The 26,086-nt window shown below is 41.8% G+C and carries 26 protein-coding genes and 1 pseudogene; 14 read left to right on the top strand and 13 right to left on the bottom strand.

Translation table 11 applies throughout. The annotated features are described in order from the left end of the window. Window positions 1–842: 842 nt before the first annotated feature. The 3 genes from ACM2FC_RS08470 (at window position 843) to ACM2FC_RS08460 (ending at window position 2,945) form a co-directional block, all read left to right on the top strand. Entirely contained in the window at window positions 843–1,640 is a 798-nt protein-coding gene (locus ACM2FC_RS08470; protein WP_498480467.1) for a COG4705 family protein, read from the top strand. Window positions 1,641–1,793: 153 nt separating this feature from the next. Then, window positions 1,794–2,351: a cytochrome b/b6 domain-containing protein gene (locus ACM2FC_RS08465; protein ID WP_498480466.1), complete on the top strand. Its 558-nt coding sequence runs from the start codon at window positions 1,794–1,796 to the stop codon at window positions 2,349–2,351. A 360-nt stretch (window positions 2,352–2,711) separates the two neighbouring features. Next, entirely contained in the window at window positions 2,712–2,945 is a 234-nt protein-coding gene (locus ACM2FC_RS08460) for a hypothetical protein (protein WP_498480465.1), read from the top strand. A 172-nt stretch (window positions 2,946–3,117) separates the two neighbouring features. On the opposite strand, the gene ACM2FC_RS08455 is transcribed toward ACM2FC_RS08460, so the two are convergent. After that, window positions 3,118–3,540, bottom strand: a complete 423-nt coding sequence (locus tag ACM2FC_RS08455) for a DoxX family protein (RefSeq protein ID WP_498480464.1) — start codon at window positions 3,538–3,540, stop codon at window positions 3,118–3,120. Window positions 3,541–3,682: 142 nt separating this feature from the next. Here ACM2FC_RS08455 and ACM2FC_RS08450 point away from each other — a divergent pair, with 142 nt between their 5' ends. Then, entirely contained in the window at window positions 3,683–4,585 is a 903-nt protein-coding gene (locus ACM2FC_RS08450; RefSeq protein WP_498480463.1) for a LysR family transcriptional regulator, read from the top strand. A gap of 16 nt (window positions 4,586–4,601) precedes the next feature. On the opposite strand, the gene ACM2FC_RS08445 is transcribed toward ACM2FC_RS08450, so the two are convergent. Together ACM2FC_RS08445 and ACM2FC_RS08440 are read right to left on the bottom strand one after the other, a co-directional pair. Beyond that, window positions 4,602–5,333, bottom strand: a complete 732-nt coding sequence (locus tag ACM2FC_RS08445; RefSeq protein ID WP_498480462.1) for a GntR family transcriptional regulator — start codon at window positions 5,331–5,333, stop codon at window positions 4,602–4,604. Between the two features lie 56 nt (window positions 5,334–5,389). Beyond that, window positions 5,390–6,535: a glycerate kinase gene (locus ACM2FC_RS08440; RefSeq protein WP_498480461.1), complete on the bottom strand. Its 1,146-nt coding sequence runs from the start codon at window positions 6,533–6,535 to the stop codon at window positions 5,390–5,392. A 210-nt stretch (window positions 6,536–6,745) separates the two neighbouring features. Here ACM2FC_RS08440 and ACM2FC_RS08435 point away from each other — a divergent pair, with 210 nt between their 5' ends. Together ACM2FC_RS08435 and ACM2FC_RS08430 are read left to right on the top strand one after the other, a co-directional pair. Then, window positions 6,746–8,335, top strand: a complete 1,590-nt coding sequence (locus tag ACM2FC_RS08435) for a PTS transporter subunit EIIC (RefSeq protein ID WP_498480459.1) — start codon at window positions 6,746–6,748, stop codon at window positions 8,333–8,335. Window positions 8,336–8,412: 77 nt separating this feature from the next. Then, on the top strand, window positions 8,413–9,738 hold the full coding sequence (locus ACM2FC_RS08430) for a 6-phospho-alpha-glucosidase (RefSeq protein ID WP_498480458.1): 1,326 nt from the start codon (window positions 8,413–8,415) through the stop codon (window positions 9,736–9,738). Window positions 9,739–9,764: 26 nt separating this feature from the next. Here ACM2FC_RS08430 and ACM2FC_RS08425 read toward each other — a convergent pair whose 3' ends face one another. From ACM2FC_RS08425 to murQ, 4 genes are all read right to left on the bottom strand, one after another. Then, window positions 9,765–10,478: a substrate-binding periplasmic protein gene (locus ACM2FC_RS08425; RefSeq protein ID WP_498480457.1), complete on the bottom strand. Its 714-nt coding sequence runs from the start codon at window positions 10,476–10,478 to the stop codon at window positions 9,765–9,767. Between the two features lie 277 nt (window positions 10,479–10,755). After that, window positions 10,756–12,219 (bottom strand): penicillin binding protein PBP4B, encoded by a 1,464-nt coding sequence (pbp4b, locus tag ACM2FC_RS08420; protein WP_498480456.1) that lies wholly within the window; start codon window positions 12,217–12,219, stop codon window positions 10,756–10,758. Window positions 12,220–12,340: 121 nt separating this feature from the next. Further along, the gene (gene murP / locus ACM2FC_RS08415; RefSeq protein ID WP_498480455.1) at window positions 12,341–13,810 is read right to left on the bottom strand and encodes a PTS N-acetylmuramic acid transporter subunit IIBC; all 1,470 of its coding nucleotides are present in this window, start codon (window positions 13,808–13,810) and stop codon (window positions 12,341–12,343) included. A 44-nt stretch (window positions 13,811–13,854) separates the two neighbouring features. After that, a complete protein-coding gene (gene murQ, locus ACM2FC_RS08410) occupies window positions 13,855–14,757 on the bottom strand; it encodes an N-acetylmuramic acid 6-phosphate etherase (protein WP_498480454.1) in 903 nt (300 codons plus the stop codon). A gap of 215 nt (window positions 14,758–14,972) precedes the next feature. On the opposite strand from murQ, the gene ACM2FC_RS08405 reads away from it, so the two are divergent. After that, window positions 14,973–15,836: a MurR/RpiR family transcriptional regulator gene (locus ACM2FC_RS08405; RefSeq protein ID WP_498480453.1), complete on the top strand. Its 864-nt coding sequence runs from the start codon at window positions 14,973–14,975 to the stop codon at window positions 15,834–15,836. A 32-nt stretch (window positions 15,837–15,868) separates the two neighbouring features. On the opposite strand, the gene ACM2FC_RS08400 is transcribed toward ACM2FC_RS08405, so the two are convergent. Further along, complete coding sequence (locus ACM2FC_RS08400; RefSeq protein WP_498480451.1) at window positions 15,869–16,363, bottom strand: Lrp/AsnC family transcriptional regulator; 495 nt, start codon at window positions 16,361–16,363, stop codon at window positions 15,869–15,871. A gap of 94 nt (window positions 16,364–16,457) precedes the next feature. On the opposite strand from ACM2FC_RS08400, the gene ACM2FC_RS08395 reads away from it, so the two are divergent. Next, window positions 16,458–17,669, top strand: a complete 1,212-nt coding sequence (locus tag ACM2FC_RS08395; protein WP_498480450.1) for an MFS transporter — start codon at window positions 16,458–16,460, stop codon at window positions 17,667–17,669. 253 nt (window positions 17,670–17,922) lie between these two features. Here the strand turns inward: ACM2FC_RS08395 and ACM2FC_RS08390 are convergent, their stop codons facing one another. After that, window positions 17,923–18,327: a hypothetical protein gene (locus tag ACM2FC_RS08390; protein ID WP_498480449.1), complete on the bottom strand. Its 405-nt coding sequence runs from the start codon at window positions 18,325–18,327 to the stop codon at window positions 17,923–17,925. 163 nt (window positions 18,328–18,490) lie between these two features. Further along, window positions 18,491–19,963, bottom strand: a complete 1,473-nt coding sequence (locus tag ACM2FC_RS08385) for a peptide MFS transporter (RefSeq protein WP_498480448.1) — start codon at window positions 19,961–19,963, stop codon at window positions 18,491–18,493. A 332-nt stretch (window positions 19,964–20,295) separates the two neighbouring features. Here ACM2FC_RS08385 and ACM2FC_RS08380 point away from each other — a divergent pair, with 332 nt between their 5' ends. Then, a complete protein-coding gene (locus tag ACM2FC_RS08380; RefSeq protein WP_498480447.1) occupies window positions 20,296–20,463 on the top strand; it encodes a hypothetical protein in 168 nt (55 codons plus the stop codon). Window positions 20,464–20,659: 196 nt separating this feature from the next. On the opposite strand, the gene ACM2FC_RS08375 is transcribed toward ACM2FC_RS08380, so the two are convergent. The 3 genes and pseudogenes from ACM2FC_RS08375 to ACM2FC_RS08365 all read right to left on the bottom strand — a co-directional run. Then, window positions 20,660–21,046, bottom strand: a complete 387-nt coding sequence (locus ACM2FC_RS08375; protein WP_498480446.1) for a nuclear transport factor 2 family protein — start codon at window positions 21,044–21,046, stop codon at window positions 20,660–20,662. A gap of 6 nt (window positions 21,047–21,052) precedes the next feature. Next, complete coding sequence (locus ACM2FC_RS08370; RefSeq protein WP_498480445.1) at window positions 21,053–21,577, bottom strand: GNAT family N-acetyltransferase; 525 nt, start codon at window positions 21,575–21,577, stop codon at window positions 21,053–21,055. Between the two features lie 249 nt (window positions 21,578–21,826). After that, window positions 21,827–21,919: pseudogene (locus ACM2FC_RS08365) on the bottom strand (efflux RND transporter permease subunit); the annotation flags it as partial. Between the two features lie 326 nt (window positions 21,920–22,245). On the opposite strand from ACM2FC_RS08365, the gene ACM2FC_RS08360 reads away from it, so the two are divergent. The 5 genes from ACM2FC_RS08360 to ACM2FC_RS08340 all read left to right on the top strand — a co-directional run bounded on the left by ACM2FC_RS08360 (window position 22,246) and on the right by ACM2FC_RS08340 (window position 26,085). Further along, entirely contained in the window at window positions 22,246–23,007 is a 762-nt protein-coding gene (locus tag ACM2FC_RS08360) for a response regulator transcription factor (RefSeq protein WP_498480444.1), read from the top strand. 111 nt (window positions 23,008–23,118) lie between these two features. Next, window positions 23,119–23,496: a hypothetical protein gene (locus tag ACM2FC_RS08355; RefSeq protein ID WP_498480443.1), complete on the top strand. Its 378-nt coding sequence runs from the start codon at window positions 23,119–23,121 to the stop codon at window positions 23,494–23,496. 415 nt (window positions 23,497–23,911) lie between these two features. Further along, window positions 23,912–24,178 carry a hypothetical protein gene (locus ACM2FC_RS08350; protein ID WP_498480442.1) on the top strand — a complete coding sequence of 89 codons (267 nt, stop codon included), beginning with the start codon at window positions 23,912–23,914 and terminating at the stop codon, window positions 24,176–24,178. Window positions 24,179–24,314: 136 nt separating this feature from the next. After that, a complete protein-coding gene (locus ACM2FC_RS08345; protein WP_498480441.1) occupies window positions 24,315–24,710 on the top strand; it encodes a hypothetical protein in 396 nt (131 codons plus the stop codon). Between the two features lie 418 nt (window positions 24,711–25,128). Then, complete coding sequence (locus ACM2FC_RS08340) at window positions 25,129–26,085, top strand: sulfatase family protein (protein WP_498480440.1); 957 nt, start codon at window positions 25,129–25,131, stop codon at window positions 26,083–26,085. The last annotated feature ends 1 nt before the right edge of the window (window position 26,086 follow it).

Below are 26,086 nucleotides of genomic sequence, written 5' to 3'. Positions count from 1 at the left end.
ATGGACTTCTGCACTTAACTACACCTTAACCTCTCGTTATGGACAATAAAGATAATAAACCAGCTGATGAAATAAAATAATCCTATAAAAAGTATCTACCTAGCCGGTCCAGACGTGTTTCTGTCGGATTCAATTGAACAAGGGACGCGTAAGAAAGAGCTCTGGGAAAATATGGATTTACCGCTCTTTATCCTCTAGATAATGAAATAAAGAATAGCTATTCTGCCAAAGCTAAAATGGGTTTATAAATGCAGATGTCGGCACCGTATACAAGGTTAGCTTAGCGAAAGGTTTAAATAAACTCGTACTTGGCTATAGCAATAACGAACGTAAGTTTCTACAAAGGAACTGCGACGAGCTAAAAGGAGTAAGTAATAAGTCAGGGGAACACTTCACCGATCAGCAAGGTATGTTTCTTGAAGACTCTGATTTGGTGGATAATATAATGATAGATAGTGGTGTTCATTACCCAATACTAACCAAAGAAATCTACCAAGATGGAGAAAAGTTTAGATACTTGAGGCATTTGAAGCCTGCCTTATGCGTTTAGTAAATCACTACTAACATGTAGTGGTTTGCAAACAGTGAGTGAGGTTTCAGTTAAATTCCAATCATATAAAGCCACATCTTGCCCATTAAAATGCTCAGAAAAGCCACTTCATTATAGGTATAGCTTGCAAAAATAACCTTTAATTATTTGATAATTAAAATCTTTCTTCCAGTTAAAAGTTTCTAACCTCACACTAAATGTGTTCTTCTCTTCTTCGGGCGAATATTCTGGGTATACAACTTTTTCACAAAAAATCACCTATACAGATAATTTTTATAGGTAGACGCTAAACATGCTTTCCATTGTGCAAAATCATACAGAATCCAAGCCTTTAAATAAGGTTGCAAACGTAACGATATTCTTTTGGATTATCAAAATTATTTCTACAACTGCGGGAGAATCCACTTCAGATTTCTTAGGTGAACACTTAGGCACCGCCACTTTTATCACGCTATTCCTTTTACTCGTAGGCTTGGTTGCATCCATTGTGATTCAAATCCGCTACAAACGGTATGTCCCGTGGATGTATTGGACCGTCATTGTGTTAATAGCTGTCTTTAGCACTATGTTTGCCGACACAATCCATTTTATTGGAGTGCCGTTCATCGTGACTACATCAAGCTTCTTGGCTCTGCTTCTCGCAGCTCTCGCAATTTGGCATCGGAGCGAAAACTCTTTGGACATGCACTGTATTAATACTCCTAAAAGAGAAATCTTTTATTGGGCAGTCATATTTCTCACCTTTTGTTTTGGAACCGCAGCTGGAGACTGGGTATCAAATGGTCTGCATTTAGGCTTTCTCGATGCAGCAATCTTTTTTGGAATCGTGATGCTAGCGATGCCAACAGCCTTATATCTACTAGGCGTAAACAATATTGCGCTTTTTTGGGTGAGCTACATTCTAACCCGCCCCTTTGGTGCAGCTGGCGCTGATTTGCTTGGTAAACCAGTAGCCGCTGGAGGGTTTGGCTTAGGGGATGGGACAACGAGCGTCATCTCACTCATCGCCATTATCATACTTGTAGCGATTATTAGCTTAACTCACCGCACGAAAATGCGAAAAGAAGAGCACATCTACCAAGATAAATGATTTCTTAATCATGTCGTGTCAGTGAATTGAATACTGGCTGACACGGTCTTTTATCCGCACGACTCACTAGAGCAAAGTGTCGACTCACTAACCGAAATCGAATGTTAACTCTGTTACATTCTTTGATACACAAAAAAGACGAAGAACAAAGCCATGACTTCTCGCGTAACTGAAGGGTTCAACGCCCTATTTGAAAATCTACCTAAATCAGAAAAAATTCTCCATCTCCTCACTGTAATATGGGTGCTCACACAAATCATATCTTCTTCCTTCATGCATGTGCACGGCGATACGCCTTGGAATGATATAAACACCGTCAGCCGATTCCATATTTATAGTGGCTTAACGCTGTTACCTGTCACCTTGGTATTCATGATCGTCGTTATCCGCCGTAGAAAACTGTCAGATATGTACCCTTGGCTATACAAGAATTTTTCGGTCATAGTGGAAGACATTAAGACACTGCTCACCTTCAAGTTACCAAAGGCTCGTCCAGCTGGTTTATCGGCAACTATTGAAGGTTTAGGGTTATTAGCTTTGCTACTGGCCATCTTAACGGGGTGCTTATGGTATTTAACCGCCAGTACGGGACAATTGAGCCCTTTGTTACTTGAAATACATAAAACAAGCGTCGGTCTTATTGAAACCTACTTTTACGCTCATGGCCTATTTGGCTTGCTGCACTTAGTTGAGTGGTGGAGATCTAGATAACAACAATTCCAGCAATGTTCTGATCACAAAATTACTGGCGTTGATATAACCCTAAACTCTACATTTAAAGTGATGCATTTCGAACGAATATAAAAGTGCGTCACTTCATTTAAAATCCAATGTATATCCTTCGGATTAACCATATCAGTTTCAATTTAACACCAGTACTATAATTAATATTTACCCCTAAACTTACCCTTCATAGATGTAAATTAACATACAAACATTTGTTAAATAAATAATATTAATAGCAAAAAATTAGTTATCACATGATACCTTACCAAAGGATGGTAAAGGCAACCCGAACACTATACGATATGAAATAAAGAGCTTATAAATACTAATGTATAAGGGAAAGGAATGAGGAAAAGAACTGTATTATTCGCAATAGTTGCTGGACTATTCGTTTTCATTGGCTTTCAAGGGTATAAGTACACCTTCAACCATGAATCACTCATGCACTCAATTGCGATGAATCTAAGTAAGGAAAAATTAAACTACGTGGATTGCAAATCGAATATCGCCTATTTGCCAGAATATGAAAGCCTCTGTTATGAACAACGCCATCAGATTGCTAAAAACCAATTGGGATAATATAACAGTATTACGGCATTGAATATTTCGGCTATAAGTACCCCAATTGAGGACATTAACAACGATAAAGCGGCGCTCATTACAACTTTTTTATTCTCCTTATAGCGCTAACTTTTGAGGTTGAATGTTGTGGAATCTCGCTCAGGTACTGACAAGCAGTACCTGAGTAGCATTAAGCGTATTGGCCTAATAGCCTATTAACCATGGGGATTTTGAGTGCGTAAGCACCACTACCTAACAACCCCGTCGCGACCTGTACCATTAGCCAGAATAGCGGGAACTCCCAGCCACCACCAGTATTGCTAAACACCCAGCCATTTCCTGAATGCGCCCAAATGACACCTAATAAAAGTGGGACTAAAGCCAATGAAACAACTCGTGTGGCGACACCGAAAATCAAAGCTAAACCACCTGCAATTTCAGCAAAAAGGGTGAAATAAACAGCTATTGCTGGCAATCCTAAGCTTTCGAAATAACCGATAGTGCCTGGGATAGTGAATACAAATACTTTAAGCATCGCATGTGCTAGAAACAAAGTACCAGATATAACACGCAGCATTAATGCAGCGTATGGTGCGGTTTTAAGTTCAATCATAATGACCTCTCCTTCAATGAGTTGAGTGGACTAAGCATTACTTATGCGTTCGATATGAAGAAGTATTACGTCTTATACTTTTCAATACAATGTTGATTATGTAGAATGATTATCAACAATATGTTCCTAATTGAGAGTTAATATGGACTTAATTGATGGCTTGAATGCATTTGTCGCGACCGCACAGACTGGGTCTTTTACACAAGCGGCAAAACGGCTTGGCGTTTCAAATCGTATTACGTCAAAATACGTTGCCCAGTTAGAAGAGCGCATTGGGGCAAGGCTCCTACAGAGAACGACCCGAAAAGTAAGCCTAACCCCGACCGGGGAAGAATTGCTGACCCGTGCCCCCATCCTACTCCAAGAGTTAGAAGAACTATTGGGCTCGGTATCTGAAGACTCAGAGAGCCTCACTGGCTTATTACGTATTTCAGCCCCAGTCACCTTCGGAGAAATATACGTGTCTGGCTTAGTAAGCCGATTCTCTGCCTTGCACCCAGAGCTTTCTATCGATCTTCGCCTAAATGATAACTTTGTTGACTTAGCCTCCGATGGCTTTGATTTAGCCTTTCGAGTTGGAGTTCCTAACACAGCCAATCTCAAAACACGTAAGTTAGGGGAGATCACCAGCTATCTTATTGCTTCTCCTCGCTACTTAGAGTCGAATGGCACACCAAGAACACTTCAAGATCTCGCCGACCATACTTGCATCGTCGATACAAACCAAAGGGATCACGGCAAATGGACATTTTTTAACGGGGATCAACAGGAAACGTTTAGCCCACGAATGGAGTTAATGGTAAACAGCGCACACATCGCAAGAAATTGGGCGATTGAAGGACGAGGGGTAGCACTATGCCCAGACTTCGTTCTTGACGAAGCAATTGAACAAAATTGTATCAAAACACTGCTTAATCACTATTCTAGGCAGACACTCCCTGTCAACGCTGTCTATTTAGCTGGAAAAGTCATTCCGAAAAAAGTAAGAGCCCTGATAGACTTTGCCGTCGAAGATTTTAAGAATCATGGCACTAAAGCGAAATAGCTTTATTAGTTCAAGGCTAGCGCTCACTGCTTAACGTAAAAGTGTAATACTCTTGGTTGTAATAAATATTTGAAACTTCAAATGGGATTTTTTCGTCCAAATACGCCACTGAAAGAGCATTTAGGACTGGCTCATCACGCCTTAACCCCAACAAGCCACGAATTTCTTGGGATGGAAGCTCTGCCTTTATCTGCTTTTCACTTCCCATAATTTTATGACCATGCTGCTCAACAAAATGATATTTAGAACCGTTCAAATTTTGCTCCGTTAAATCTTGAAACGGCTCAAACAGCATATGAGTGCGCTCATATACAAACGGCACATCGCCAATCATACGCAGGCGTGTCATTAACCAAACGGGTGTACCGACTTCAACACTCAATGCCTGAGACACTTCCTCACCCGCCACTTCTTTTGAAAGGTGCAAAAGCTTGTTCTTAATTGTCGCATTTAAACACTCCGCCACTTCACTGGATGTAAGGTGTTTATCCAAAGGAAGAGGCATTTTAAATTGTGCCTTGGGTTCAGCGACAAATGTGCCTCTTCCACGTTGACGTTCCACTACGCCTTGGCGCACCAAATAATCAACAGCTTTGCGAATTGTCATTCTCGACACACCATACAGTTCTGTCATGTCTGGCTCAGAGGGCAACATATCCCCCGGCTTCAATTCACCATTAGTAATCTTTTCAGTGAGCAATTGCTCTATCTGCAGATACATGGGGATGGGAGAAAATTTGTCGATCATTATCCGTTACTCTATTTCAATCTATTGATTATTTTGCCATTCTTATCAAGGTATAGTCATCTAGACAAGTGGGTTGAACTGTGCAGCAATGATGCAACATTTTGCGCGGTAAGTTCAACATTCTTAGCGGCATTTTTAAATGCTTCATCCAAGCTACAAGCACCATTAACCACACTGAACACTGAGTCGATACCATGCTCATGAACAACACCAACATCATGAGAAATACTCCCAGCAATACCTATTACTGGAAGTTGAAACTCTTTCGCTAATTTCGCGACACCAACAGGGGTTTTACCGTGAATACTCTGGCTGTCAATTCGTCCTTCACCAGTAATAACGAGATCGGCGTTTTCCATTTGTTTTCTGAGTTCAGTGGCTTCAATCACAATATCAATTCCAGAACTCAACTCAGCGTTGAGCGCCCCCAAAAGTGCCACGCCTATCCCGCCAGCCGCCCCAGCTCCCGGTACATTGCGAACTGATTGATTCACGGCATTTTCAAGTAGATCTGCAAACGTCGAAAGACAAGTGTCCAGCTCTTTCACCATCTCAGGTGTCGCACCTTTTTGAGGCCCAAAAATATAACTGGCACCAGAAGGTCCACATAATGGTGTATCCACATCACATGCGACAACGATTTCAGCATCAGCTAGTCGCTTATCTAAGTGAGACAGATCCAGTTTATTAACCTGTTGTAATGCCCCTCCCCCTAACTCTAACTGTTGGCCAGAAGCATTTAATAACTTTGCACCCAACGCGACGAGGATCCCAGCACCAGCGTCATTAGTACCACTACCACCTAGTCCAATGATAATGCGCTTCACGCCTTTATCTAACGCAGATAGGATTAACTCACCAACGCCAAAAGAAGTCGTTTTCATCGGATCTCGCTTGTCAGTAGGGACAAGGTGTAATCCCGCAGCAGCAGCGACCTCAATAACCGCGGTTTTCTTATCGCCTGTTAAGCCATAAAAGCCTTTCACTGTTCTACCCAGAGGCCCTGTGATATTAAGCTCTACAACTTCTCCACCCGTCGCATCAACGAGGGATTGCACAGTCCCTTCCCCTCCATCAGCCATAGGAACTTTAACAATTTCTGCGTTTGGGTAGTAAGTTCTAAACCCTCGCTCGATAGCTTCAGCCACCTCCAAAGCGGATAAACTTTCTTTATAAGAGTCTGGTGCAATTACCACCTTCATACATTCACCTTGCTTATACAAATAATTCAATAAGTTAAATTTGTTTCTCATCCTATAGAGTATGAACATTATTAACTATCCAGCGGACGACGTTCGTGATAGAACTCACAACACAAGTAAACTTGTATAGACAACTATACACAAAAACCATTTTAATGAAGCGGAAATTAGAACATCGCAACTTACAATTAAAATATGGAGTATCCAGTTATGAAACATCTGGGTTCTAAATTACAAGACTTAGGGAAAGCGCTCATGATGCCGATTTCGGTCATCGCCGCAGCAGGTATTTTCCTAGGCCTAGCCGCAGCTCTACAAAATCCGAATATCACCGGACAAGAGTTTAATCAGCTTGAGATCGTTCAGCTGATTCTCGGGTTTATTCGCAAGGTTTCTGGTTCACTGTTCGCCAATCTTCCACTATTTTTTGCCGTAGCCGCAGCCATTGGCCTAGCGAAAGAGGAAAAGCCAACCGCTGCTTTTGCGGCTATCATCGGTTTTATGGCTATGCACGTAGGCGTGAACTATAGCTTGCTTGCGCAAGGACTCACTCCTGCTACTACATCCGTGGACTATCTGGTATCTCAAGGCATGGACAGCACATCTGCGATGATATATTCCGCAGAGTTTGGGCATACATTGGGTATTTTCACCTACCACATGAGTGTATTAGGCGGGGTAATTGCCGGGCTGGTCACCGTTTATCTGCACAACCGCTTCTATACCATCACGCTTCCAACAGCGATCAATTTCTTTGGTGGTCGTCGATTCGTTCCCATTATTACGGTTATCGTTCTTCCTCTAGTAGGGGTCGGCTTGTCATTTATTTGGCCAACCATCGGTGCAGGTATAGCAAAAGTTGGGGAGTTTATTGGCCAAATGGGCAGTTTCGGTACATTCCTGTTTGCCTTTTCTGAACGTCTTCTCATTCCAACTGGGCTGCACCATATACTGAACGAAACCGTTCGTTTTACTCCCATTGGTGGTGTTGCTCATGTTCATGGTGAGAATATCGTAGGGGCACTCAATATCTTTAACGCATGGTTAACCAACCCTAGCTCGATTAGCCTAGATACCGTTCGCGAAGCAACTCGATTCCTTGCTCAAGGGAAAATCCCAGTGATGATGTTTGGCCTACCTGGTGCAGCACTTGCGATGTATCACTGTGCCGATGCAAAAAACAAAACCCGAGTCAAAGCACTTGTGTTGGCTGGTGCCCTCGCTTCATTCACTACAGGAATTACTGAGCCACTAGAGTTCAGCTTTATCTTTGTGTCACCACTGTTGTATCTATTCCATGCTGTGATGACCGGCTTGTCTTTCGCATTGATGCAAATCTTCGGCGTCATCATCGGCAACGTGCAGGGCGGTGTGATTGACCTACTCGTATTCGGAATATTGGGTGGTGCGAAAACCTCTTGGTGGTTCACTGTGTTAGTGGGTGCATGTTACTTCCCTATTTACTACTTTGTTTTCCGCACAGTCATCATGCGTATGAATGTAAAAACACCCGGTCGCGAGGAAATCAGTCCAGAAGCGGTAATCAACACTATTCCCGCTTCAGAAAAAGCCAAAGAGATAATTTTAGGACTTGGCGGTGCAGCGAACATCAAGCTCATCGACAACTGCTTTACTCGTTTACGCGTCAAAGTATTGGATATGGCAAAAATTAAAGATGATTCACTGATCGCTACCGGCGCTTCTGGCATCAAACGTGCGACAGATGTTGACTTGCAAGTTATCTACGGCCCACAGGTCGAAAGTATTGCCAACGACGTAAAACGAGCATTGGCAGTATAGAGATTCAACATTCAAATTTTATTCGGCCCTAGTGCGATTAGGGCCATCAAACCAAATTCTTATAGTGAGATGAAATAATGAAAAACGCATTTAATATTGTTCTAGTTGGCGGTGGTTCTACATGGACGCCAGGTCTTTTAAAAGCCCTGTGTAAACGGAAGGAATCTTTCCCTCTAAAACGCTTAGTAATGTTTGACGTCAATGCAGCGCGCCAAGAGGTGATTGGCGAATACGCAAAACTGCTATTTTCAGAAGAATATCCTGAACTAGAGTTTGAATATACAACTGACAAAGACGTTGCCTACAAAGACGTAGACTTCGTGTTGTGCCAAATGCGCACTGGCGGTTATGAAATGCGTGAAAAGGACGAAAAAATCCCACTGCAACACGGCGTGATAGGCCAAGAAACATGTGGCCCGGGTGGATTTGCTTACGGTATGCGCTCTATTGGCGACATGATCGACATGGTCGAAGACGTTCGCAGCCGCGCGCCAGAAGCTTGGATTTTGAATTACACTAACCCTGCAGCCATCGTTGCAGACGCATTGAAGAAGCGTTTCCCAGACGATGAACGTATCCTAAATATCTGCGATCAACCGGTCAACTTACTTCGCTCTTACGGTCGTTTGCTTGATGTTAACCCTGATGAATTCGATCCGGTATACTTCGGATTAAACCACTTTGGTTGGTTCACCCATCTATACAACCAACAAGGGGAAGATCTGGCACCTAAGCTTAAAGCATTTATTGCAGAGAACGGCTTTAGGCCAGTCGATGCGGAGCAACGTGATCAATCGTGGTTAGACACCTATGCTGCAGTTGCTGACATGATGAATGATTTCCCAGATTACTTGCCAAATACATACCTGCAATATTATCTGTATCCAGAATACAAGCTATCGAAGCTAGATGCAGAATACACTCGCGCTAACGAAGTCATGGATGGCCGTGAAAAGCGCGTATTTGACGAGTGTCGCCAAGCCGTATTAACGGGGACAACACAAAACTCAACGGTGGTACACAATGACGCGCACGGCGACATGATTGTAGAGGTCGCGGAATCCATTGCATTTAACCAAAAGCGTAAATTTGTCGTCATCCTTGAAAACAATGGCTTAGTAGCAAACCTTGATGACGATGTCATGGTTGAAGTCACTGCAGAACTAGGCTTCAATGGTCCACGTCCATATGGGGTTGGCAAAATCCCAACGTTCTACAAAGGACTCATTGAACAGCAGTTCGCTTATGAGCGCCTAACTGTCGAAGCATGGTTTGAAGGTTCTTATACTAAAGCGCTCCAAGCGCTGACATTGAACCGCACTGTTGTTGATGCGAAAAAAGCACGTAAGGTTTTAGACGCTCTTATTGAAGCCAATAAGGGCTATTGGCCAGAGCTTAAATAGGCACTAATAAATTAGAGGGCATGTCATCAAGGAACGCCCTCTTCAGAACACAATTTCAATGTATCATTAAAGTTGGAAACTAATTGAGGCCAAGCCTCCAATCTTTTCTTATTGAAATACAGATAAAGGGGCTTGTCTTTCAATATAGCCGAGTCAATCTCATTGGTCATTTTGTGTTCTTTGAGCAACTTTTCAGCGACTAAGTTATTTGCTAAAAAAATGTCAATACGAGCTTTTTTTAGTTGCAACAACAGTTGCTCTGTTGTCACGGGCTTACTCACAACTGGGTAATTATTGGCTTCAAGCCAACGCAACATATTTGATCCGATAAACGCACCGATTCTTGTTCCTTGCTTCAATTCACCAACACTCTGTGGATTAGCTTTTAACCAATACCAACTCCACTTTTGTTCAGCAATAATGTTTGTTCTTTTGGCATAGCCATCACGGAGATCATTTTGGGAGCCCGCAAAGAAACCATCAACGTCGCCTTTTTGTGCAAGTAGCTGAGCTCTCGCCCAAGGTAACACTTGGATAGTTAGTGGTATGTTTAGCCTATTGAAAACACATCGTACACGATCTACCGCTATTCCAGTAAATTGCTCATTCGCAATAGGTAAAACTTCGGCTCCTTTTGAATAGCTTCCATACGGAGGCAGGTTGTGTGTAGCCAACACCAATGTTTGCGCACAGACAAAGCCTGAATATAGAGGTACCAAAACTGTTAAAAAATAACGCATAGTCAAGCTCTACTTATACAGCTCATTGATTCAAGTGTAGCTCCCTTTTTAAATTACTGAGTAATCATTCATTCTCGGGCGTCAACGCGATATATTGGGTTGGTCATGAGTCTGGGCTTTGGATAATTGGTTCTTCCGCTCGATTTTGATCAAATGTAGATAGAATAGAAGAGCAAGATTACAAAAGGACCAGATAATCTGGTCCAGATTGTGGTGACAAGAATTCCTTCCCGCTGTAATTTACTGCTCTTGATACACTTTTGGGTCGTATTAAAAACTAGTGAATGGGGAGTATGCTCAAAACCTCTGGCTGCACCACGAATTGAGGTTGACCCGCCAACCCAAGCGACTTATACACTTCGTTCATAACTGGCCCATAACGACCAACATTCATGCTATCACCTTCAAATGAGCCGCAAAACTCACTGGCGCAATCCATTTTAATATGCGTGTTTTTCTTGTTTGATAGCAAAACAACCATGACTTGGTTTTCTGGGTCAATCAGTGAGGCAATACCGACCCACCCTGAGTGACCAAAGGTAGACTCGCTGGCGTAATCACCAAATAACCAAGATTTGCCTTTGTTGTAATTAACATTCCATCCAAGAGCGAAACCTTTGCTCTTAAAATCTGGGTTTAATGTTAGAAACTCATCAATTACGCTCGGCGTGAAATATTGAATCCCATTGTCACTTCCACCGTTAATCATCAGTGACATTAACTTCAGCATCTCAGTAACGTTGGAGAATAGCCCTGCGTGCCCCGCAATACCTTGCATTGAATAGTAGGTTTTCTCATCATGAACCTCACCCTGCAGAGTGTAGGTACGAATGTTATCAAAGGTAAGTTGCCCTTCTCTTGTGTTGCCATACACTTCTGTTGCTGCAAACTGATCGGGGGTATAGCTACGACCATTTACAGGATGATCAAGCAAGGTGTATCCGGTACTTTTTAGCCCCAACGGCGCATAGAATGTTTTTTCTACAAACTCATCTTGTCGTTGGCCTGTTAACTTCTCAATAATTTGGCCAAGAATCATATAGTCGATGTCTGAGTAAGCGACAACGGTATGTGGTGGATACTTCAAGTCCGTTTTGAGCATTAATTCCATCGTTTTTTCGCGCTGCTGGGAATACATATCACCCGACTCCATATAGTATTCCACTGTTGGTTCGTTTCCGGCAGTGTGATGCAGTAGATCTCTCACCGTAACCAAAGCTTTGCCCTTAATGATTTGGCAGTCTTCAACGCCTTCTTTGCACTCGTTGTCTTTGAAGTCCGGCAATATATCTTCGACCTTACTGTCTAAATCGAGCTTTCCTTGGCTAACAAGATACTGTAGCGCATAGTTAGTGGAATACATTTTAGTGTTGGATGCCAAGTCGTAAATAGTGTCTATGGTCGTAGGAATCAATTCCTCAGTAGGCAAGCTGGGAAGGTTATTATGATCACTACTGCCCATTTCTCGTTTTGGAGTGTTTTCATCATGAATTTTGCGGGAGCCGTAAGCAGACAAATTGACGATTTCACCTTTATACCAAACACCTAATGTTGCCCCAGGGAATCCATTCTCAACATCCGACATTATCAGCGAGTCGACGTTGGAAAAATCATACACTTGTGTCGTACTCGGCGACAATATTTCATTATGGATATGAGTAGGAGTTTGGTGAGCAAAGGTGGGATTCACAATTAAATTTGCACCAGCGAAAACGAGTGCTGACGTCCATTTTTTGAACATAACAACTTTCCTTAGTAACGATCAAATGAGAGAGGTGAAAAATACTGATTTGCTTTACCTAACCTTCAAACAAGCTAGATTTGGATAGGCTTTCGCCTACCCAACATGAAAGCTATGGTGATCAGCTGAGATCGACGCCCTTTGTTCCAAAAAGGTAGGTAAAAGCGAAACCAGCAATGTAAGAGATAACAATGCCGACCAAATACACGCTCATTCCAGCAAATATTCCGTCTGTGGAAGTCATTAGTGGCAGGGCAACAAGACCAGATGGACCAAACACGGTATTTAAACCAATAGGCAAGCCAAAATAAGCAACACTACCAATAAATAAACCGCCGACAGAGCCACCTAAACACGCAGTAATAAAAGGCTTCACCCTTGGCAAAGTCACCCCGTAAATAAGCGGCTCACCGATACCTAAGAAGCCGGGGAAAATAGAGCCTTTAACCTGAGTTCTCAATAAAGAATTCTTGGCCGATTTATAGTAAAGCGCCAAGGCAGCGCCCACCTGCCCTGCCCCTGCCATCGCTAGAATTGGAAACAGAGAGTTGAAACCTTGAGTATCCATCAATGCAAAATACACTGGTACAAAACCTTGGTGGATACCAAACATAACCGAGATTAAAAATAGGCCCGCTAGAATAGCGCTACCGATAGGGTTGCCATTGAGGTTTAAGAACAACCAAGACATACCCTCATACAAATAACCACCAATAGGCATGATCACAACGAAAGTCACAACACCCATAAATAGCAGCGTAAAGAAAGACGTGAAGATCATATCTAGGCTATCTGGTATATAACGTCGAATCGTTTTCTCGACTTGGGCGCCTAAGATTGCGGCAATGAGCACACCAATGATATTGCCTCTCGGCTCAATTGCGAGGCCAAAGAACGAATCGATACCTGAATAAAATCCCTTGGCGACATTTGGGTCATACCCCAGCAAAAATAGCGAGGCAATAATAGCTCCATTCACACCTGAGCCACCGAATGCTTTCTGAGCGTTATATCCAATCAAAATACTTAAGAAACTGAATAGTCCCTTACTGAAAACCTTCATATAGCCTATGAGATAAACCAAATCTTGATTCGGATTGGCGACACCTTCTAATAGAACTTGCTCAAGTAAGGTTGCAAATCCTAACAACAAACCTGCGGCAATAAACCCGGGAATGAGAGGAGTAAAGATTGTGGCGAATTTCGACAGAAACTTGTGGATTGAGTTTGTTTGTTTAGCTTTGATACTTTTCTTGCGCTCACTGGCAATGGAGCCTAAGTCTGTACCAAATTCAACACCCTCAGGCGTTGTCATAGCCGCGCCCATCTCTGGGCGTTCATTTAGCATAGTATTCATCATTTCTGCGGCAGTCTGCGCTTTTCCCGGACCGAGAACAATTTGCAGCTGACTGTCGCTTTCCACTAAACCAAGCACACCCGTTATTCTTTTAATCCTATCTTTATCGGCTAAAGCTTCATTGTTTAACCCCAACCTAAGCCGCGTCATGCAGTTGGTACATAAGGCAACGTTACCTTCACCTCCAATAGCGTCAATAATTTGCGCTATCATGTCTCGATTGATTTTTGCCATCGCGATTTGATTCCTTCCAATGTAGGTATATAACGTTATTCAGCTTATTTGCAGCCTAAGTCCAACGCCTCTCTAACAAATCCTTTGCTTTGCTTTAAAAGAGCACGAGCCTCAACATTGCTGTGGTTGGTTAAAATCATCACAATAGCGGTTTTGCAGTGGTGTCCACACTCTTCCAAAGCGCTTTCAGCCACTTCACGAGAACATTCTGTCGCTTCCATTACGATTCTTTTTTGACGCTCAACCAGCTTTTCATTGGTCGCTTCTACGTCAACCATTAAATTTCCATATACCTTGCCTGAGCGGATCATGGAGCCAGTTGTGAGCATATTTAAAATAAGCTTTTGCGCGGTTCCTGCTTTCATACGAGACGAGCCCGTTACGATTTCAGGGCCGACAACTGGCGTAATGCTAAAGTTTGCAACCTGAGCCATCGGAGATTCTGGATTACAACTGATACTCGCCACTTTAGCATTGAGAGAGCGAGCATATTCCATCGCCCCTAAAACATACGGAGTACGGCCGCTAGCAGCGATTCCTACCAATACGTCTCGTTCAGAAAACTCGATACATTTTAAATCCTCAACCCCCATTTCCGGGCTATCTTCTGCGTTCTCAACCGCCTGAGTTATCGCTTTGTGGCCACCAGCAATAAGGCCAACGACTAAATCTGGATTTGTACCGTATGTTGGAGGGCATTCACTCGCGTCGAGTATCCCTAATCGGCCAGATGTCCCTGCTCCAACGTAAATCAACCGCCCTCCTTGAGAAAAAGCGTGCACAATCGCGTCTACAGTCTCGGTTATCTCGGGTAATGTTTTTTCCACTGCAAGCGCGACTTTCTTGTCGTCATCATTGATGACCTTGAGCATGTCCATTGTTGAAAGCGTATCGATATTTTCACTGGCACTGTTGCGACTCTCTGTCACTAATTTGGTTAAATCCATCACTACTTCCCGAATTGTGTATGTTGGTATGAATAGAGAATAAACGAATAATATATTCCATTTCATAGATCAAGATCGAAATATTTAATTCTAATTAAATTTTTTGTATCCCGCATAGATCTAATATGACGGTTGAGAAGTCTTTGGAATTTTTTATTCCACTGCGGGCAAAATCATACAATAATGTCTTTACATTGATTGTGTTGGAATACGTTGTGGCAACATTAGCAAAAATAAAAACTATCAAAAGCACACTGTCCCCTAGCGGACTCAAAATAGCGGATGTGGTGCTAGCAGACCCAGAAATAATCGTAAACCTTTCGTCAGCAGAGCTTGCTCAAATTGTTGGCGTTAGTCAGTCGGCTATCATTAAGTTCACGCAAAAAGTTGGCTGCAAAGGTTTTACCCAATTTAAAGTCGGAATCAGCCAGGAATTAGGCAGGGTTCAAGCTCAAGACCTCAACTCAGACAATCACCTACACAACCACATTACGTCAAACGATTCCCTTACCGAAATTGCCGATAAGCTCGCGCAAGAAAAGATCAATGCCATCAGAGACACAACCACCTCAATCAAAGAGTCAGACTTCCATAAAGCGATTGAAATAATAAATAAAGCAACGCGAGTGCAAATCGTCGGAGTCGGAGGTTCTGCATTGGTTGCGCGAGATCTTGCTTATAAGTTGTTAAAAATTGGCATTACCTCCATCGCTGAAGTCGACGCACACGTTCAACTAACAAGAGCGAAAGCCCTCGATGCAAACGACGTGCAAATCGTTTTGTCTTATTCCGGCAAAGGTTCAGAAATTCAGTTGATCACTCAAGCTGCAAAAGAATCCAAAGTGCCAATTGTTGCCATTACGTCCATACATAAAAGCCCGTTGAGATCGCTTGCGTCCATTTGCATCGATTGCATTGCAGACGAAAGCAAATGGCGCAGCTCTTCAATCTCTTCAAGAGCCGCTCAAAACGTCGTCATTGATTTATTGTTTATTGCGTTGGTGAAAAAACGCGGCAAATTGGCTGAGGCGCTTATCCGAGACGCCTCTATTGCTGTTAAGGGCCTAAAAAATGAGTAGCCGCGATATGACGAGCTAAAATTTGGCATTTCCTAATCGCCCGGTTGCACTGGCCGTTCTAAATAAGTTGAAAGCACAATATAAGTGCGAGTAGCTTCAACTCCAGATATCTTGAATAGATCAGACAATAGCTTTTCCAACGTTCGCGTGTTTTCTGTACGAATTTTCAGTAACATCGACGTGTCTCCGGCTACCGAGTGAATCTCTTCTACTTCATGATGAGAGGATATTGCCATAAGATCCGGCGTCATTCCCCACCCTTTTGTATCAATATGAACAAAAGAAAGTAGCGGCTTTTTAACCGCATCAGGTTCGATTAGAACTGATGTTTGTCGAATCGCGCCTGAACGCTTCATTCTTTTTACTCTCTCATGGGCAGCAGGAGCAGAAAGCGCAGCCCGCTCGCCAAGTTGTGCATAGCTGACCGTCGCATCATCAACCAAAACACCTAATAATCTTCGGTCTGTCGCATCGAGATCCCAGTCTTTCGGTGGATTTTGCTGAACCTCATCTGTTTTTTCCTTCATATTCGCACCTTTGGTTTTCTGCTGAATTTAGTTTGTGTAACCTAACAAAATCTCGAATAACATTAAGTACAGAAAAAAATAGTAGGTCAAGGTTATGTCTAATAGCAAGATTTTAGAACATGGTTCAGCCACCAATAACAAGATACCTAAAGCGGCATACCTGTTAACCGGATGTATTGGAGTGATAGGCGCAAACTCACTAGTTCTAGGGCCGATTGCACCTGAAGTGGCATTATCGCTAAACACCAACGTGTCTAATATTATGTTAGCTTCTTCTGCTTTTGGGCTCGGAACAGCATTGAGCGCCCTATTTTTTGCGCATCACATTGACCGCTTGGGCGCTGTTCGAGTGCTTCGTGCTGCATTAATACTATTGGCGATAGCATTGCTTGCGAGTGCGGTGGCACCAATGAATATCGTCTTGATTGTAGCCCAGCTGATGGTAGGACTCATTGCCGGCATAGCACTCCCAGCGATTTATTCTAATGCCATTTCCGTCGCTCCTAGTGGACAACAAAGCAAAATTTTAAGCGTTGTATTAACAGGTTGGACTATCAGTATGATTGCAGGGGTTTCATTATCTGTATTAGTCTCCGAGTGGCTTGGCTGGCGGGCAGTTTACGGCGCAATATCCATACTCTCTCTAGCAGCTTGGTATGGCTTATCTAAGCTAGAGATAAAAGAGTCAATTACAAAGCAATCTGCACCCATGCCTCTCACCGCATTAAAGTTACGCGGCATCAAACCGCTGCTAATATGTTGCTTCGCGTTTATGGCTGCGTTCTACGGAATGTATGGTTTTATTGGGGATTATTTACACCATGGGCTTGGGTTACCAATATTAGCCAATAGTCTGATCGCCATGATATACGGAATAGGTTTCGGCTCAGCCGTCATTCTTCATCCAATCACTAAGCGAGTTGGCACCAAGCAACTGCTGTTTGCAACCTTAATTTTGGTCTCTATCTTCTACTTATTTTTGGCCCAACTAAACCAATATGTCATCGCGATATATTTAGTGTTATTTTTGCTCGGTCTGGGCAACCATTTGGCGGTAAACCTATTGATTCTTAGGCTAACTGACGTTGACCCAAATAAGCGCGGCACCATTATGGGTTTGTACAGTGCGATAACCTATATTGGGGTGTTTGCAGGAACCAGTATCTTTGGGCAAATCTATCTACACTACGGTTTTTCTGCAATATCATATACCTCAATGGGACTCACCACATTCGCTGCCATAATCGGCCTTTACAAACGTAAAGCCTATCCAATTCATTCTGCTCGGCAAAAGTTGCTTCAATAATTCATGCTGTTAATTAACCTGAAATCGGGTTAGTTATATGGAATTCAGCAAAATATCAATTGCAACAAATCGATACCATTGCCTATGTTTTATATATACCTTTCAAAAAGTTAGTGCAATGTTCGCAAGACGATCATACTGTGATATCGACTTCTGATATTTGTTGCACCTAAGAAGATTTTACCGAGCTTAATAGTTCGGTATTTTTTTACTGAAAAAACACGCTCTAAACACAAAATACCTCAAAGAGCGATTACCTCTCTTTATCAATGAGTGCGAGTTGCTCATTGCACCACTCTAAAGCTTCTTCTTTTGTCTCAAAATAACTTTTCTTCAGACTAGGTGTGATTTGAAAACGCTTTTCCAAAAGATATTTGGCTAACTCCTGATGACAAATTACTGCCTCGAATTTATGGTTGTGCTGACTGGCCCAAAGAGCGGTTTGATTTACTGTCTCCCATACTTCTGGAGTGGCAAGCTGCCAATCTTTCACATCGACAATACTCCCCCAAGGTTTGTCATCGAACTCACTGACAAACTCTCTGAATTCTCTATCGAAGTTTTGCGCCCCTTCTTCATTCCAACTTCCGGATATCTTGATAAAGGCAATATTAAACTCATGAGAAAATTCATAAAATCCGTGCGCGTTATATCCCACAATTCAAGCCTTAATATTGGATGTGTTTTACTTAAGTATACGTGCAAAACGCGAGGATTTTGGTTTAGGCGAGAGCAAAAATATGCCTATTAAAACAGCAAACCACCTAGCTTAAATATCACTAAGTGGTTTGACTATGAAACATCGATAAATGTGAATAGTTTTATGAAGGCTGAACGCTACTTGGTAGCTCTGCTTCATCTGCCGCTTTAAGCATTTTCTTGATGATCACCGAGCATACAATCGCGACAACAACCAGCACCACCGCCATAACGGTAAGTAGCTCAAAGTAGCTTCCATAAACGTTTTGCACAATCTGCTGAGTAACTTGTTGACCTTTCTCTAATGCAATAGATGTGGAGAACACCGCGCCAACAATACCGCTGAGTGCCATCGCAACATAAAACAAGCTAACTGAGAAGTTTTCTATTTGTTTTGGCGCAACAGAAAGAATAAACGCAACCACTAAACTACCAACAATGACTTCTGCAAATGCTTGGAAGAAGTGAATAGCTAAGAATATTTCTGGCCTAATGACAACGTCACTGCCGATATTCGTTACTGCGACCGTTAATATACCAAATGCAATCGCCGTAAAAACAAACGCAATGGCTATTTTAGCCGCAGTTGAAAAGTGAATATCGCGCTTTTCGAGCTTAGAAAACGTTATAGCGATGGCAGGCCCTGCCACGATACACCACAACGGGTTCATAGCCATGGAAGCTTCAGGGGCAATAGGGATAATACCAAACAAATCTCCGCGCATGGTATTGATTGCCACCATAGTCATCGAGGTCATCATCTGTCCGTAATAGACGAAAAAGCAGGTAGTCAAGACCGTCATAATTAAAATCGTCCCCATCTTTAACGCGGCCGATCGTCCAAGCTTAAACATCAAACTGATGAAATATAATATCGCTGCAGCGCCAATGGCATAAACAATATTTTGCCCAACTTCCATGTCAGAAAACATAAGAAATACGACACCAACCATGGCAATCGACAAGCCTGTAAAGCTTATCCAATTCTTTTTCGACACTGGTGTTGTATCAATTTCTTCACTTACTGATTTAAGTGGCTTGTTCAAAATAATAATAGTGATAAATGCAAGTGCAGCCATCACAGCAGATAACATGAAGCCGCCATTGAAGCCGATCACCAATACAATCATAGGGAACAGGTATTGGCCTAATAGAGCACCAATATTGTTCACTGAGTAGTTAACTGGATATCCATTTTCGAATTCTTCTTCACTCGAAAACGTTCTCTTATACAAGCTAGGGTAGGATGGAGACATTAATCCACGGGCATAACTTGCTAGTGCGATGCCAACCAAGCTTAAAGGCACGTTAACAGTTGATGCTCCTAAAACTAACAACACATAACCAATCACGAATGTACCGTAAGCAATGGCGAGAGAACGATAAGCGCCCAAAAACTTATCCGCAATAAAACCACCGGCAATAGCAAACAATGGGCCAATTGCAGAAAAAGCGCCCACAATCATCATGGTGTTTGCTTCGCTGTAATTGAGGTCTTCTAAAAAAAAGCGGGTAAGGATGACCAGAACGCCATAAAACGACAGACCAAACATCATTTGGCAGAACATCATTGATTTATTCAGTTTATTCCACATAAATCACTACCTTCAATCAATATAGCTAGAATATACAGCCAAGAATTATACATAAAGTAGTCAGTAATAAATCATGATCACCCGCAAAATTGGCCTGATTGGCAGACCTATCTTGGATATAATTGCAACGAAATGTGTCTAAAAACACACCAAATAACTCTAGTTATTTCGCGATTGATCGGTTGCTTTTTGCTATAAGATCACAACAGACCCTACACACTCGATTTCGATAAGTTATTAAAATGTAAACCTAATGTTCCAGTATTATGTGTACAGATTCGCACAGTCTAGGGCTATGGTTTAATAAAGTGCATTTACTGAGGATCGCCGTTATGAAAGTAGTCGTAGAGTTCTTACAGTCAGGTCATTTTAGAGATAACTTTTGGGATGATGACATCTTTGTTGAAAAAGGTGAACGCAGAGCCGTCACCCCATCCTACGCTGCACAACTGATTCAAAATGAAGTCGCAGCCTTTACCCGTGTAGATAACGAAAAGTAGTTGAGGAAACACTGTAGGGAGTAGTTCTAGTATCTAAGTTGCTCCAAGCCCTTTACAATTCCACGAGATCATTAGAAAGCCCGAGCTATATGTTCGGGCCATTTAGGGCAAGTGAAAGTTAGAGCTTTGGGTTTCGCCTTTGGCATTTCGATACAGCACTCTACACCTTAAGCCAAGTGATCATATTTTATATCCATTATGGGTATTCTTTTAACTCAAATGATGAACATGGGGTTCCTTGGTGGTACTTCATTTGCCATCTGTTATCTTCATAAATCCATATAGATGAACGCTTAGCAAAGCAGCTTACAGACCTTTCATCCGAAACCCATGCCGATTTATAAAGTATCAAATAAACAGTTTTTTCTAGTTCCAAACATTGATAGTCTTGGGAATGAAGGTAACCACTACCTGCACTTGGATCTTCTGACTTCATCAGATCAAGAATGCTACTGAAAGAGTAGCTTTCTCCAGAACGACCAACTTCAGTGAACGTTGGGTGTAGAAACCGAACGACTTCAACCAAATTTTGACGAGTTTCGTGTTTATGAAGTGCTTTTTCTTGCTCAATTAAAATATTCACTTAGCCTCAAATATTATGTGAATGTAAATTCATTTGATAACAATCAAAAATATGGTTGTCCTGCTTGTGCTTCCGAACATATTGCATTCCTAACTTCTTCAGTACGCGAGTTGAAGCCAAGTTATCTGACATTGCTGTACCATATATGGTTTTAATATCCATATGTTTACGCGCATATTCTATACAAGCTTGAGTGGCTTCGGAAGCAATACCCAGTCCCCAATAGTCTGGATGAAAACGGTATCCTAAATCGACTCCATTAATACGTGCTTCACTTTTGAAACCACAGAAACCTATAACTTTCGCAATCGTTTTTAAGACGACCGCCCAACGAGCAAAACCAATTTCTGCATATTGTTTTAGCCATATGTTTTCAATTATTGACTTGGCATCTTCAATTTTCTTGCATAGGTCCGCATCACCTGTGTATCGAGTGACTTCGGTTGGTAAATTGAAGTAGAGAACATCTTCAGCGTCTGCCAGTATAAATTCACGAATTATCAGCCTTGGAGTTTCAACAATAATTTTCATCTCAATCCCTTCATGCATTAACACGAACTCCACTATACACAACGTAAGAATAACGTAAATAGTTGAGCTAGTAGGTTAATAGCTTTTTAAAATCAAAGATATAAAAGAAAAACATTTAGTGAAATTTCCGAAGTACGGATAACTTAAGTTAAGTTCCAATCGAACTCTTCTATAGTGACACTTTAATTCCATACGATTACTCCTACTTGCCTAATGCAGTTAAACCATTTCTAAGCCATTTTGAAACCAAAGCGTTGCGGCTATCATTCCTCCCATCACTGATGTGCCAAGGGCATTTCTCGCATTCGCTCCCGCTCCACTACTATTCACTATCGGTAAAACTACAGAGCATTCCATCTGCTAAAAAAAGATGTCTTTTGTACAGTAGTAAGTGATTTAGGGCGGAAAATAAAGTTATTTAATCTGTGCTTGGGATAAGAAAGTCAGCAAAACCCATATGTTCAATAGATAGTTCCGTTGAAGAAATCAGTGCCGATATTTAGATGGATAACTAGGAAAAACCATAAACAGCAACGAGTATATAGCGTTTATTTAAACGACGTTAAACGCTAAAAGGACAATTCTGATAGGCATAAATTATCTCAAGTTCAGGTTATTTGTATAAAAGCTGGCATACTAAATATGTAGATAAGCTTCATAGGTGATTTATGAACAAGAAATGCTGGGATGTACTTTCTGTCAAAAATAGGCACTTAGTCAAAACGTTAGTAAAGGACATAAATCATCTGAAGGATTTTTCGAGCATTGCGATAGCAATAGTTCTCAAGTCGGGAAAAGTCGCTTGGATTTCCAGTGCTCCAAAAATTGCCCTATATACTGAAATGACGGGACTAAGCCGAGGGGATGTGCTTTTGTCTCCTCATTTTCACCAAGACAAGGAGCTTCTAACACCGGAAGAATTTGTTAACCTAGACTCGATACAGAAAAGAATAAATACATATATGAACGATAACGGTTTTTACCGCTGCTACTGTATATCAAGGAGTTGTAATGACTGTAATATCATCATTGCTTACAACACAAAATCTAACCATGAGAGTATTAGCAAAATATATGAACAAACCAAGAATGAAGTATTGTCCTTCTCATTTAGATTCGTTAGCACATTCATCGACGAATATACATCGGTGCTTCCAGAGTTAAAGGTAACACGATTTTATTCTGACCAAGAATATCGGAAAAATATCATTCTTAACCATTATAAAAATGACACTTTAGAGCTTTCCGAGAAAGAGACTCAAATCCTATACTGGACTGCGAGGGGAAAAACATCCGAAGAAATTGCGACAATTATTGGGCTTTCTAAAAACACCATTGACTCATATAGAAGAAACATTATACAAAAGCTCAATGTTTCAAACATTACACAAGCTGTCTATATGTCTTATTTAAATGGGTTGATTGTCTAATAAAAACCAATCAGCACCTAGCTTACTTTTTGTAAACCCCAGATGTGAGGTTTACTCATCAATCACCCAAAGTAGAATTGCATTTCACTACTGACCAACCAGAGCAATATTATGCAATTTACTACAGAGAAACTTTCTATTGAAATCGAAACGTGGCTGACAACAGGAATACTTAACTCAGAAGTATTATCAGCAAACTTCCTGTTTTCATCACCTTATTGGAAAAATGCTAACAAAGAAGAGTTTTTAAATAAGTTTGCAAACCCAGAAGAATATATCCAAGTAAGCTTATCGAAAATTAAACATTTTGAGCCTATCACACGTTGTTTTAACGATGAAAATAATACGTTCACTATCGTGATACGATATCATACGCTCAACGAATCCATTGTAGATGAAGTGGTTGTCTGCACAGTGAAAGGCGGACAAATCGAAACAATGTTGTCGGTTTATGATTTGAACTTAACTAAAGTAGCTCTTGAGCTATAAAGAACCAATTGTAATTTAATTCTTTGGTTACCTTCACCCAACGTACTCTTGATTAATTCCAGCCCGTAACTAAATATTAAGCAGTGACCGTTCGTTATTAAAAGTAATCAATAATAAGTACGAAGGCTTTACTATCTTTTTCTTATTTAAGTTTAGGTGAATTATATTTGGTTTCTTTCCCGCCATAGGGGCAAAAGGAAAAGACGTAAAGGGACTTTTAAAAAACAGCTTCCTACTGCTTGGCAAAGATAAAGACGTCTTTAAACCTGCGCTGTATATGACCTTATATGGTTCAATGAAACTCGTGGCGGTCTTCACTGCTCTGTTTAGCTTCTTCGTCTGGGGCAATATGGGCACTGGGCTCTTATTATTGATGCTCTACTTTTTCATTAGCCCTATTGTCTCGTATTGCTATATGAAGCACAAAGCCATATCGAGCGGCATGGTGTTTGATATACTCAGAGGCATCGACACCGATATGACCAAAGGCAAAGCCGCCGTTAAGGGCCAAGGCTTTGCGATATTCGTTTACTCCCTCATTGATTTAATCATTATCTCACGAGTGCAAACCGAAGATGGTAATGAAAGCAGCTTTATGACCACAATCAAAGAAATCGTCTTTGCCGCCGTTCAAGACAAGAAGTGTGGGGCTAAATTAAAAACTTCTCATTGCCTGCCATAGTGATTGATAAGGCCTCACTTAAAGAAGTGCCAACAAAGCTCAAGCTCGTTAAACAGGACGTGCCAGCGGCCCTGGTTGGGATACTTGGCATTGATATCGTAGGCAGTGTGGTGATGGGCTCTTTGGCGCCATTCAATTGCCCGCTATCTTTATCGGCTTTGTGGTCAGGTATTTTGGCTCAGACTTTATACCAACCGACTGGCTCTGGACGTTCGTCGCCACTCAAGCAGAGAGGAGTGACATTCTTATTAATATGCTGCCTGTGTACATGGTGCTGATTTTCAGCAGGATCTTGGTGTGCTTTTTAAATAACCTGGCCCGGCTTTTGAAAACCTCGTATTTCACTACGTTCTACGTGAGTGTGACGCAGCCCGAGAGCATGAGCGAGGATGTGACTCGATTTATGAACTACGGGAACCGCCTCAAAGGCTACAACTTCGTTGATCTTAAAAAAGATGAAGAAGAGGGCGAGCCGAAAAAAACGAGGAATAAAAAATCGCGACTGGACTCTGACGGCGATTTTGGATCTTAGGTAATATCAAAATGAATATAAAGTGTATCTTACTGAGAGCAACGCCACTATAACCCATTTTTCTACCGTATGTTAGTCCTCAAAAAAGGCGTCCGTAAATAAACACATCGTGCCTGCGATAATAAAGCACGTTCTCATGATAAATAAGCTGTCTGGGTCCACCACATCACCCAGATACGACGTGATGAGCGCCTTGATGAAATAACACCATTGGCCCCACAAGGTAGGAAAATATCGCCTTGGGCGAGACGGTCACTGAATAATCGTTGGCCGTAATGCCAAATTCCGATAGATTGGTGCCCGCGAACCTCAAGAAGAAGTCCATCAGCTTGACTTCCCAGACGAACGGAGGAATGATCAGTATGAGATTAACCGAGGCCATTATGGTCGTTGGTTACACAAGAACCATAAAGAACAATTGGAAAACGTCTTTCCTGGAGAAGACATCAATACTAAAGAAGGCTCTATCGCAAGTGATATCTACGCCTCGAAATTACCTGAAGAATTGCACAATACCATGTGGCTGGCAGATGAAGTTTGTCAGCATTTAGAACAGAATCGTGATAACGATAAACCAAACTTCCTCTTTGTTGGATACCCAGATCCGCATCACCCGTTCACACCGCCGGAATCATTAGCAGCGGAGTTCCACGATATTCCAGTGCCCGATTTTGCTCGCCGAGAAGATATTGTCGGCAAAAAACCTGAAGCGGTTGAAAAAGCCATGCAAAACTTTAGTGCAGACAAAGAAGATCTAGAAAGAGCCTATCGCTATACTGCAGCTTCGGTAAAACTTATCGATAAGTCAGTTGGAAAAATTATTGAGAAAACCAAAGAACTTGGCATATACGACGACACCATTATTGTATTTACTTCAGACCACGGCGATTTCCTAGGTGACCTCGATATGATCTGTAAATATGATGTTGCCTTTAATAACTTGTTGCACCTACCGTTCGTGCTTAAACCAGCTGCTGATACAAAACTGCCAACAGAGTGCGACAATGCTATGAGTAACGCTGACGTAGTTCCAACACTGCTTACCCTTGCGGGCATTGAAGTTCCAGCTCATATTCAAGGCATTGATATTTTTGGTGAGAGCGGTGAGCAAAACACACCAATGGTCACTTGCTATACCGCCCGTTTGGATAATCGTAATATCTCTTTGTTTGATAAACACTATCGCTACACCTATTACTTAGATACAGGTGAAGAGGAGCTGTATGATCATCGAACTGACAAAAAAGAATTGATCAACCTTGCCGTGACTGACGACCCAATCATGCGCGCGATCTGTGCAGATATGAAGGCTCGACTAATGCAAAAACATGTCGAAAGTCATTTGGGGGTGTTTAACCATTATGCGTTGTGGTAAG

This window comes from Vibrio sp. A37 (genome assembly GCF_059777565.1).
The sequence above is the reverse complement of the archived record's forward strand: the minus strand, read 5'-3'. Positions and strand labels throughout refer to the sequence as shown.